The organism is Rhodococcus sp. NPDC057014 (assembly GCF_042673295.1).
GTDB lineage: Bacteria > Actinomycetota > Actinomycetes > Mycobacteriales > Mycobacteriaceae > Rhodococcus_F.
The window spans coordinates 1-7,738 of record NZ_JBHUSF010000381.1; the positions used below are offsets into that span (position 1 = coordinate 1).

Here is a 7,738-nt window from a genome sequence, read left to right on the forward strand (position 1 = left end):
GGGCCAGCAGTCGTTCGGTCAGCTGACGACCGCGGAGAACCTGCAGGTGGTGGCAGACGGCCGCAAGCGCGGCAAGGAACTCGTCGGCGAGGCGCTGGACCTGTTCCCGGCGCTGCGCGGCCTGCTGGACCGGCGCGCCGGTCTCCTCTCCGGCGGCCAGCGTCAGCAACTCGCCATCGCGCGGGCGCTGATCACGGAACCGAAGATGCTGATCCTCGACGAACCGACGGAGGGAATCCAGCCGTCCGTCGTGACGGAGATCGAACGCACGATCATGGAACTCACCCGCCGAGGCGGCCTCGGAGTCCTGTTGGTGGAACAGCACATCGGGTTCGCGCTCGAATCCGCCGAGCGCTACTACGTGCTCGAGTCCGGGCGAGTCACGTCGTCCGGCGCCGGCGGAGCCGCACCCGATTCCGACGTCCGGACCGCGGTCTCCGACGTCCGCGCGGCGATGGCCATCTGATGGCACGCCGAGCGCCGGACGGCTCCCTCAGCGATCACGTCTACCTGTCGCTGCGCACCGACCTGATGAGCGGGCGGATCCCGCCGGGACAGCGGCTCGGCGAGGAACGTCTCGCCGACACCTACGGGGTGTCGCGGACACCGGTGCGGGAGGCGCTCGCCCGGCTCCTCGCCGACGGACTGGTCCAGCGCGATGTCGGCGGGCTGTTTCCGTACCGCCCTCGCATCGACGAACTGGCCGGGCTGTACGAACTGCGCATCACCCTCGAGCTTCAGGGCATCGCCCGGGTGCGGGCCGACGAGTCGCTGTCGCACGACCCGGACGTCCTAGGGCCGGAACTCGAGCGGTGGTACGCGCTGCGGAAGGAGAACCCCGAGCCGGATGCCGGATTCGTGGCGCTCGACGAGCAGTTCCACACGGTGCTGCTGCGGTCGGCCGGAAACCGGGCGCTGTCCGATGCGCTCGTCAGCGTGAACGCGAAGGTTCGGCCGGTCCGGATGTTCGACTACCTGACCCCCGACCGCATGAGCGCGACCGTCGACGAGCACATCGCGGTCGCCGAGTTCGCACTCGACGGCAAGCTGGACACCGCATACGACACGCTGCTCGCGCACATCAGCGAGTCGCGGGAGGTGGTGATCGAGCGCGCGGAGCAGGCACTTTCCCTTGCGCGGATGGCCTGGGCGATCCGTGATTGAGACAGTTGTCCAACTAGGTGGGACATTTTTCCCACCAATGCACCGAGCGGGTGCTAGCGTCTTGCTACCGCTCGGTAACACAGGTTGGGAACTCGCTCCATGTCACGCACTCTCGAAGAGAATCTGGTCGGACGCCGCGTCCTGATCACCGGCTCGGCCCGGGGAATCGGCGCCGGACTCGCCAGGCGACTTCACGAGCGGGGCGCCCGCGTCGGGCTGCTCGGCCTCGAACCCGAACTCCTCGAACAGACCGCCACCACCTGCGGCCGGGCGCCGTGGCGCCGATGCGACATCCGCGACCGGCGTGCCGTCGAGGACTCGTTCGATTACCTCACCGACCGGCTCGGCGGCCTCGACGTGGTCGTCGCGAACGCGGGCGTGACACCCCCTGCGCACATCGTCGCGGGTGATCCGGAAATGATGCGCTACGCCATCGAGGTCAACGTGCTGGGGACGTACCACACGCTGCGGGCCGCGGGGCCGTACATCGGGCATCGCAACGGGTACGCGCTGGTCGTGGCATCGTCGACGGCATTCGACCCGCTGCGTGGCGTTCACAGCGCAACGAGAGGCGGCGCCGAGGAACTCGGCGAGGCGCTGCGGGAGGAGATGAAGTCGCTCGGAACCCGGGTCGGCATCGCCCGGCTCGGCGAGATCGACACGGATCGCACGCTGATCTGCTTCGACGGCGCCGCGGTCCCCGCGCCCCGCGGCAGCGCACTCGCCCGGACCTCCTCGATCACGGTGGCGGTCGACGCGCTCGAACGGGGAATCGCGGGACGGAAGACCCGGATTTCCGCGCCGTCCCGGGTACCCGGGACGGATTCGGTGCGTATGCTCGCACTTCGGGCCCTCCCACTTCGGGGACTCGCATCTCGGGCTACCGAGATGACCCGGTCGATCGAACTACGCACGCACGCAACCGTTCCTGCCAGGGGGCGAGTAGAAGGAGAGGGGGCGGCGTGACCGCACGCATTCCACCGGGACGTCTGAAGGAACTCGGCCCCGTCAACTGGGTGCTGTGGCGCGTCATCTCCCGCGTCGCCGGCGTCCCGGACGCGCATCTGTTCAGCACCGTGGGCCGCACGGGGGGCCTGTTCCGTGCGTGGCTGCACTACTCCGGCAAGCTGATGCCGGGCGGGAAGATCTCCCGCCACGAGACCGAACTGATCATCCTGCGGGTGGCGCACCTGCGGAAGTGCGGCTACGAGATGGACCACCACGTGCGCCTCGGACGCCGGGCCGGCGTCACCCCGGCGCTGCTCGAACAGGTGCTGGAAGGTCCGGACGCGGACGGCTGGGACGCGCGCCGCCGCGCCATTCTCACCGCCGTCGACCAACTCGTCACCACCGACAACCTGGACGACGTCACGTGGTCGGCGCTCGGGGCGTACTTCGACGATCGGCGGCTGATCGAGTTCTGTTTCCTGGTGACGCAGTACGACGCCCTGGCCACCACCATCGGGACGCTGCGGATCGAACGCGACTACTCGTAGGCTCCCGCATCGCGCAGAGACCGCAGAGAAGAGGAACGGCTGCATGACCTCCGCCACCGAAGACGTCCGTTCCGAGAAGGGTTTGGCGCGGGTTGCGCAGTCGCTGGCCGGGTGGACGGAGAAGTGGTTTCCGGACGCCTACGTCTTCGCCCTCGTCGGCGTGTTCGTCGTCGCGGTGGCCGCGCTGGCCAACGGTTCGTCTCCGCAGGAAGTGGTGGACGCGTTCGGCGACGGGTTCTGGGATCTGACCGCGTTCACCCTGCAGATGGCGATGGTGGTGCTGACCGGGTATGTCGTCGCGACGTCCCCGCCGGTGGCCCGGCTGATCGACCGGCTGGCGACGGTGCCCGGGACTGCACGCAGCGCAGTCAGTTTCGTGGCGTTCCTGTCCATGTCGGTCTCGTTCCTGAACTGGGGGCTCAGCCTGGTGTTCGGCGGGCTGCTGGCCCGGGCGATCGCGCGCCGAACGGACCTGCGGGTGGACTACCGCGCCCTGGGCGCGGCGGCCTTCATGGGTCTGGGCGCGGTGTGGGCGCTCGGCATGTCGTCCTCCGCCGCCCAACTCCAGGCCACCGCCGCCTCCCTGCCGCCGGCGCTGCTGCAGATCACCGGCGTTCTCGACTTCGGGACCACGATCTTCACGTGGCAGTCGCTGCTGATGTGCGTGATCATCATCGCCCTGACCGTGGTGATCGCCCACTTCTCGGCGCCGAGGGGCGCCGCCGTCACCACCGCCCAGGACCTCGAGGTCGACCTCGACGACCGGCCGAAGGAGGTGCCACCCCGATCACGACCGGGCGAGTGGCTCGAGTACAGCTGGATCCTGCCGGCGCTGGCCGGGCTCATGACGCTGGGTTGGCTCATCTCCCAACTCGTGACCACACCCCTGCTCACCGTCGTCAGTAGCCTGAACGCGTACCTGCTGGTCTTCCTCATTCTGGGGCTGGTGCTGCACGGAACGCCGCGTAAATTCCTGCAGGCCGTCGCTCTGGCCGTCCCGGCCACGGCGGGCATCCTGGTCCAGTTTCCGCTGTATGCCGCGATGGCCGCGATCCTCACCGAGGCCGAGGGCAGACACGGTCTCACCATCTCGGAGCACCTGGCCGAGTTCTTCACGAACATCGGTAGCGGTGGAGCGTTCACCGTCGTCATCGCCCTCTACACCGTCGTGCTGGGCCTGTTCGTGCCGTCCGGCGGCGGAAAATGGCTGGTCGAGGCGCCGTACGTCATGCAGTCGGCCACCGACGTCGGGATGAACCTGGGCTGGACGGTCCAGGTGTACAACGTCGCCGAGGCGCTGCCGAACCTGATCAACCCGTTCTTCATGCTGCCGCTGCTCGCGGTGCTGGGGCTCAGGGCGCGTGATCTGGTGGGATTCACGTTCCTGCAGTTCATGTTCCACCTGCCCGTGGTCCTGCTGCTGGTGTGGCTGCTCGGCACCACGTTCGACTTCGTCCCCCCGGTGCAGCCCTCGACACCGTGAGAGGTGTTACTAACCCACGCTTTACTTCGAGAAATCTCGGTGAAACACCTCATCCTTAGCGTATACAACCATGTCCACAGGGATGAATACGCCGCCGATCGAGTACTCCTTCGACACCCTGCTCGTCGCGAACCGGGGCGAAATCGCCTGCCGCATCATGCGAACCGCGCATCTCCTCGGACTGAAGACGGTCGCGGTGTATTCCGACGCCGATTCCGCCGCCGCGCACGTCGAGATGGCCGACGTCGCCGTCCGGCTGGGCCCGGCCCCCGCCCACGAGTCGTATCTTCGGGCCGACGCCGTCGTGGAGGCCGCACTCGCCACGGGCGCAGGCGCGATTCACCCCGGGTACGGGTTCCTGTCGGAGAACGACAGTTTCGCCGCGGCCGCGGAATCCGCGGGCATCGCGTTCGTCGGTCCCACCCCCGAACAGTTGCGCACGTTCGGGAACAAGCACACCGCACGCGAGGCCGCCCGCGCCGTCGGCGTCCCGCTCGTCGCGGGCAGCGGGCTCCTCGACTCCGTCGACGCCGCGCTGTCCGCGGCCTCCGACATCGGCTATCCGGTGATGATCAAGGCGGTCGGCGGCGGTGGCGGCATCGGGATGCAGGCGTGCTTCGGCGCCGCGGAACTCCGCGAAGCCTACGACCGTGTCCAGCGCCTCGCCCAGGCCAACTTCTCCTCGTCGGGGGTGTTCCTGGAACGCTTCGTGGCCCGCGCCCGGCACATCGAGGTGCAGGTGTTCGGCGACGGCCGGGGCCGCACGCTCAGCCTCGGCACCCGCGACTGCTCGCTGCAGCGCCGCAACCAGAAGGTGGTCGAGGAGGCGCCGGCGCCCGGACTCTCCGACGAGGTGGTGGAGCAACTGCTGTCCGCGTCCCGCTCTCTCGCGTCCTCGGTGAACTACCGGTCGGCCGGAACCGTCGAGTTCGTCTACGACGTGGACCGCGGCGAGGCGTCGTTCCTCGAGATGAACACCCGATTGCAGGTCGAGCACCCGGTGACCGAGGAGGTCACCGGTGTGGATCTCGTCGAGTGGATGCTGAGGCTCGCCCGCGGCGACGATTCCATGCTGGACGGGCTGCCCGACTCCGGACCCGAGATCAGGGGAACCGCCGTCGAGGCCCGCATCTACGCCGAGGACCCCGGCCACGACTACCGCCCCAGCGCCGGACGCCTCACGGGTGTGGAGTTCCCGGCTCACACGCGGGTGGAGACGTGGGTCGACACGGGCACCGAGGTGAGCGCCTTCTACGACCCGATGCTGGCGAAGGTGATCACCCGGGGGCACCGGCGCGCGGCGGCGTTCGCCGCCCTCGCGGAGGCGCTCGCCGACACCCACATCTACGGGATCCAGACCAACCTGCCCCAGCTCCGGCGGATCTGCGTCGCCGACACCGTCCTGGACGCCGAGCACACCACGCAGTCGCTGGCCGATCTGCGGCCCACCGGCCGCCGCATCGACGTCCTCCGCGCGGGAACGATGACCACCGTGCAGGACTATCCGGGACGAATCGGGCTGTGGGAGGTCGGAATTCCCCCGTCCGGGCCGATGGACGACCTGTCGTTCCAGCTGGTCAACACGGCGGTCGGCAATCCAGCCGGTGCACCGGGACTCGAATGCACCCTGCAGGGTCCGCGCCTGGTGTTCTCGGACGCCACAGTGATCTGCGTGGGCGGCGCCGATGCCCCGGTGACCCTCGACGGCGAGCCGGTCCCGCTGTGGCACCCGGTGGAAGCGCCTGCGGGGTCCGTACTCGACGTCGGCACTCCGGCGGACACGGGTCTGCGCACGTATGTCGCGTTCCGGGGCGGGATCGACGCCCCGCGCTATCACGGCAGCGCGGCCACGTTCACGCTCGGCGGGTTCGGCGGCGTCACGGGCAAGGCCGTCGCCACGGGCGACGTGCTGGGCCTGTTCGACGACTCGCTGTTCGAGAACACGACGGGTCTCGGCGCGCCGCATCCCGTCCCGGAGGACTCGCGCCCGGAGTTCACGCACGTGTGGCATCTCGCCGTCACCGAGGGACCGCAGCCGGCGCCCGCCTACTTCACCGATTCGGACATGGCGCAGTTCTACGACACCACCTGGAAGGTCCAGACCCACGCGAACCGGACCGGACTCCGGCTCGACGGCCCCAAACCGGTGTGGTCGAGGACCGACGGCGGCGACGCCGGACTGCACCCGTCGAACCTGCACGACAACCCGTACAGCGTCGGAGCCCTCAACGTCTCGGGCGACACTCCGATTCTGCTCGGACCCGACGGGCCGAGCCTCGGCGGTTTCGCGTGCCCGCTCACCGTTGCCAAGGCCCACCGGTGGAAGCTCGGGCAGATCCGCCCCGGAGACAGCGTGCGGTTCGTCGCGGTCTCCGACGACGGCGCGGACGCGCTGCGCTCTTCGGATTCGTCTCGCAGACTCGATGTTCCGCCCGCGGTGACCCGGTCGGAGGACAGCGACGGCGGGGTGCTGCACCGCATCGCGCCGATACTGGACCGACCGGAGGTCGCGTACCTGCGCGCCGGCGACGACAACCTCCTCGTCGAATACGGAGACCGGGAACTGGATCTCGGACTCCGCATGCGCGTCCACGCACTGTCGGAGGCGCTGGTCCGGCGCCGCGTCCCCGGTGTCATCGACATCACGCCGGGTGTCCGGTCGCTGCACCTGCACTTCGACGCCGACCGCCTCCCGGCCGGGAGGCTGCTGGACATCCTCCAGGACATCGAGGAACTGCTGCCGGCGACGCACGATCTGGTGGTGCCGAGTCGCACGGTCCGGTTGCCGTTGTCGTTCGACGACCCGTCCATCGCGGAGGCGATCGACCGCTACCGGAGCGGGGTCCGCGACGAGGCGCCGTGGCTGCCGTCGAATACCGAATTCATCCGGCGGATCAACGGATTGGACAGCGTCGACGACGTCCGGGACGCCGTGTTCGACGCCGAATACCTGGTGCTGGGGCTCGGCGACGTCTACCTCGGTGCGCCGCTGGCCGTGCCCCTCGATCCGCGGCACCGCCTGGTCACCACCAAGTACAACCCGGCCCGCACGTGGACCCCGTCCGACGCCGTCGGCATCGGCGGCAAGTACCTCTGCGTCTACGGCATGGAGTCGCCGGGCGGCTACCAGCTGATCGGGCGCACCGTCCCGATCTGGTCGGGTTACCGGCAGCACCGCCCGTTCGACGAGGGCAAACCCTGGATGTTCCGGTTCTTCGACCGCATCGTGTGGGAACCCGTCACCCCGGAGCAGTTGCTCGAGTACCGCGCGCAGGCGGTGGCCGGTCGGTTCGACGCAGAGATCTCCGACGGCACGTTCGCGTTCGCCGACCATCTGAAGTTCCTGCAGGACAACGCCGAATCCATCGCCGAGTTCGACGCCCGGCAGTCCGCGGCGTTCGAGACCGAGAAGTCGGCGTGGCGTGCGTCGGGCGAATTCGACCGTGTCGAACAGGCCCCCGCACCCGAGCCGGCCGCGCGCGGCGACCTCCCGCCGGGCGCCGTCGTCGTCGAGGCGCCGATGGTCGGCAGCGTGTGGCGCGTCGAGGTCGAGGCCGGGCAGCGCGTCGAAGCGGGCCAGAACGCCGTGGTGCCC

At 69.3% G+C, this 7,738-nt stretch carries 6 protein-coding genes; all 6 read left to right on the plus strand.

The genetic code is table 11. The features are described from left to right. Positions 1-466, plus strand: a 466-nt coding sequence (locus tag ACFTZB_RS40150) for an ATP-binding cassette domain-containing protein (protein WP_378440679.1), incomplete at its 5' end; no start/stop codon positions are given. Then, on the plus strand, positions 466-1,164 hold the full coding sequence (locus tag ACFTZB_RS40155; protein WP_378440682.1) for a GntR family transcriptional regulator: 699 nt from the start codon (positions 466-468) through the stop codon (positions 1,162-1,164). The genes ACFTZB_RS40150 and ACFTZB_RS40155, both read left to right, overlap by 1 nt. A gap of 99 nt (positions 1,165-1,263) precedes the next feature. After that, complete coding sequence (locus ACFTZB_RS40160; protein ID WP_378440684.1) at positions 1,264-2,130, plus strand: SDR family NAD(P)-dependent oxidoreductase; 867 nt, start codon at positions 1,264-1,266, stop codon at positions 2,128-2,130. Beyond that, positions 2,127-2,660: a carboxymuconolactone decarboxylase family protein gene (locus tag ACFTZB_RS40165; RefSeq protein ID WP_378440686.1), complete on the plus strand. Its 534-nt coding sequence runs from the start codon at positions 2,127-2,129 to the stop codon at positions 2,658-2,660. Before ACFTZB_RS40160 ends, ACFTZB_RS40165 begins: the two co-directional genes overlap by 4 nt. 43 nt (positions 2,661-2,703) lie before the next feature. After that, on the plus strand, positions 2,704-4,143 hold the full coding sequence (locus ACFTZB_RS40170) for a short-chain fatty acid transporter (protein WP_378440688.1): 1,440 nt from the start codon (positions 2,704-2,706) through the stop codon (positions 4,141-4,143). A gap of 70 nt (positions 4,144-4,213) precedes the next feature. After that, a partial coding sequence (gene uca, locus ACFTZB_RS40175) for an urea carboxylase (RefSeq protein ID WP_378440690.1) occupies positions 4,214-7,738 on the plus strand: 3,525 nt, incomplete at its 3' end.